Here is a 2,979-nt window from a genome sequence, read left to right as displayed (position 1 = left end):
GTGTCCCACCTCGGCGAGATCGACAATGGCGTACTCCACACCCGCGTCCTGCGTGGCGAGCGCAGTGGCCTGTTCGTGTACCCAGCGGGCGACTTGATCACCCCGCCTTCCCGGTCGAGTACTCCCGACCACGATCGCGATCCTGATCATCTGCTTCCTCCGTTCCATCCGCTCACGCTGTCTGCCTGAGCCCAACCAGCACCAAGGTACAACGATCGTTGCAGTAAGTGCAAGGCACGTTGTAGTACGGTGGAGTCATGAGCCGGACGGATGGCAGCACCGACGATGCGACACGGGCAACGAGAGGTGTTCGCGGCGACAAGCGACGAGCGCTCCTCGACGGAGCGCTGTTGGTCTTCGCCGAGGACGGGTACACCCGTGCGAGCATCGACACGATCGCACGACGGGCGGGCGTGTCCACGCGGACCATCTACAACCAGTTCGGCGACAAGGCCACCTTGTTCGAAGCAGTGATCGTCGACAGTGCCGAGCGCACCGCAGATGCGCAGATCGTCACCGTGCAGCGCTACCTGGGCAAGATCGTGAACATCGAAGACGACCTGACCGAGTTCGGACGCGTGTGGGTATCGCCAGCACCCGAACACACCCCGCACTTCGCCCTGGTGCGACAGATCCACGCAGAGGCAGGACACATCCCCGACGTCACCCTCCAGGCCTGGCAGGAGGCAGGCCCGCTGCGAGTCCGTGCCGTCATCGCCGAGCACCTGCGCAGGATCGCAGACGCGGGGTACCTCACCATCGCTGACGCTGACCTCGCCGCCGTCCACCTGGTTCAACTCATCAGCGGCGACGCCACGACCCGCACCTACCACGGAGCGATCCCGCTCCCCACCGAGGAACTGCACCGGCTCTCCGACGCTGGCATCCGCGCGTTTCTGCACGGCTATATCGCTACGAACTGAAAGCCCCGCGCGTTCGGAAAAGTCGTCTCCCCTGACTAGCGCATTTCCGCGTGTGCCAAGGGTCTGGCGGTTCGGAAAGGTTCGCGATCGCTTCACGAGGACGATTGGAGTTTCGTGGCGACGGTGAAGTGCTGGTCATCGCTGGGCTGTTCGAGCTCATCGAGCACGGCGATCGCGAAGTCCGGTGCGGTGATGCGGGATGCCCCGTTCGCGTCGGTGAGCAGTGTGGTGGTGCCGCGCCGGTAGCTGCCGCTGCGGTCGCCTGGCTCGAAGATGGCGGGCGGACTGAGATACACCCACCTCGCATTGGGGTATTCCTGGCAGGCGTGGAACTGGGCGAGGCTGGCCTGCGCGATCGACTTCCAGGCCTCAGGAACATGGTCGGGGTCATCGATCAACAATCGGTCGGGGTGGTTCGGGGAGCGCAGGGGTGCGGAGCCGCCGACGACAAGCAGGCGCGTTCCATGGCGGGCTGCTGCGTCGAGGACGCCGCGCGTCAGCGGCGCGAGCTGGTCTTCCTCGCCAGGAGCGAGACGGATGGTGAGCACGGCGGCGTCGACATCGCCCAGCACCGCGTCCACGGCGTCCACATCGGCAACATCGACAGCGCGTATCGACAGGCGTTCCTCGTTCGCGTTCTCGGTGGTCGGGCGGCGGGAGGCCGCGACGACGTGGTGTCCTCGGGTGAGGGCTTCGGAGACGACGGTGCTTCCGGCCATGCCGGTGGCACCGAGTACGGCGATTCTCATGATGGGGTCTGTGCTTTCTGTTTCGGTGATGGGAGCTGGCCTGCGACCATCGCGATCAGGGCGAGGGCGAAGCCGAGGAGTTGGATGAGGGTGAGTGCTTCTCCGGCGATCAGGGCGCCGAGGATCGCGGCCACGAGCGGGGAGAGGAGGCCGAGCAGCGCGGTCGCGGTGACCGGGAGGCGGCGGATGCCGGCGAACCAGATCGTGTACGTGATGAGCGCCCCGACGATGCCGAGCCAGGCGTAGCCGAGCCACGCGGTGCCGTCGATGTTGGGCGGAACGCCGTCGATGAGCAGTGCGGGCAGGAGGAGCACGAGACCGGCGGCGGTGAGCTGCCACCCGGCGAGGCCGATCGGGGAGACTCCCTCGGGTCGGCCCCACTTCTTCGTGAGCACGACGCCGGTGCCCATCGACGCGGCCCCGCCGAGGCCTGCGAGGATGCCGATGGGTGACATCGCGGCGTCGGGGCCGAGGACGACGAGGGCGACGCCGGTCATGCCGAGCACGCCCCAGCAGACGCGCCAGACCGACAGCCTTTCGTGCAGGATCGCCACGGCAAGGAACGCGATCACGATGGGCTGCGCCGCACCGAGGGTGGCGGCGACGCCGCCGGGGAGCTCCTGCGCGGCGAGGAACAGCAGCGGGAAGAACGCGCCCATGTTCAGGGTGCCGAGCACGAGGCTCTTCCACCACCATGACCCGCGCGGTAGTTGCCGGGCGATCAGGAGCGCGATCAGCCCTGCCGGGAGCGAGCGCATCATCGCCGCGAACAGGGGATGGCCTTCGGGCAGCATGTGCGTGGTGACGATGTAGGTGGTGCCCCACACCATCGGAACGATCGCGGTCAGCGCCGTCCAGCCCATGCGGTTCCGGGTCTCCGCCGGAGCGCCCTGAGGTGCGGGAGCAGGAGTCGTGGTGGTCATGCATCCATCGTCGGCGGCGGGCAGCTATGAGTCCAACAGATTGTTGCCATACCAGGAATGCACTGCAACCATAGATGCATGGAGTTGCAGCAGATGCGGTATGTCGTCGCCATCGCCGAGGAGAAGAACTTCACCCGTGCGGCCGAGCGGTGCTTCGTGGTGCAGTCCTCACTCAGTCACCAGATCAAGGCGCTCGAACACGAACTTGGGGTCGCGCTGTTCGCCCGTAGCAGCCGTCGCGTCGAACTCACCGCCGCCGGTGAAGCGTTCCTCGTGCATGCGCGGGCGAGCCTCGCTGCAGCCGAGCGTGCCGTCTCGGAAGCTGCCGCGGCGAACGGGCAGGTTCGCGGCACCCTGACCGTCGGCGTGATCCCCACCGTGACC

Annotated in this window: 5 protein-coding genes; 2 read left to right on the top strand and 3 right to left on the bottom strand. The window is 66.9% G+C overall.

Annotated features, from left to right (window positions below; translation table 11 throughout):
* The coding region (locus tag ACHFFZ_RS07265) for an NADPH-dependent FMN reductase (protein WP_394275983.1) at window positions 1-150 on the bottom strand (150 nt) is incomplete at its 3' end.
* Between the two features lie 107 nt (window positions 151-257).
* On the opposite strand from ACHFFZ_RS07265, the gene ACHFFZ_RS07260 reads away from it, so the two are divergent.
* A complete protein-coding gene (locus ACHFFZ_RS07260; RefSeq protein WP_394275982.1) occupies window positions 258-923 on the top strand; it encodes a TetR/AcrR family transcriptional regulator in 666 nt (221 codons plus the stop codon).
* Between the two features lie 92 nt (window positions 924-1,015).
* Here the strand turns inward: ACHFFZ_RS07260 and ACHFFZ_RS07255 are convergent, their stop codons facing one another.
* Complete coding sequence (locus ACHFFZ_RS07255) at window positions 1,016-1,672, bottom strand: NAD(P)-dependent oxidoreductase (protein ID WP_394275981.1); 657 nt, start codon at window positions 1,670-1,672, stop codon at window positions 1,016-1,018.
* Window positions 1,669-2,535 carry an EamA family transporter gene (locus tag ACHFFZ_RS07250; protein ID WP_394275980.1) on the bottom strand — a complete coding sequence of 289 codons (867 nt, stop codon included), beginning with the start codon at window positions 2,533-2,535 and terminating at the stop codon, window positions 1,669-1,671. The genes ACHFFZ_RS07255 and ACHFFZ_RS07250 overlap by 4 nt, the downstream gene beginning before the upstream one ends.
* 138 nt (window positions 2,536-2,673) lie before the next feature.
* Here ACHFFZ_RS07250 and ACHFFZ_RS07245 point away from each other — a divergent pair.
* A partial coding sequence (locus tag ACHFFZ_RS07245; protein ID WP_394275979.1) for a LysR family transcriptional regulator occupies window positions 2,674-2,979 on the top strand: 306 nt, incomplete at its 3' end.

The sequence above is a fragment of the Luteococcus sp. genome (assembly GCF_043424415.1).
In the GTDB taxonomy this organism is placed as follows: Bacteria; Actinomycetota; Actinomycetes; order Propionibacteriales; family Propionibacteriaceae; genus Luteococcus.
This window is presented reverse-complemented; position numbering and strand designations above follow the sequence as displayed.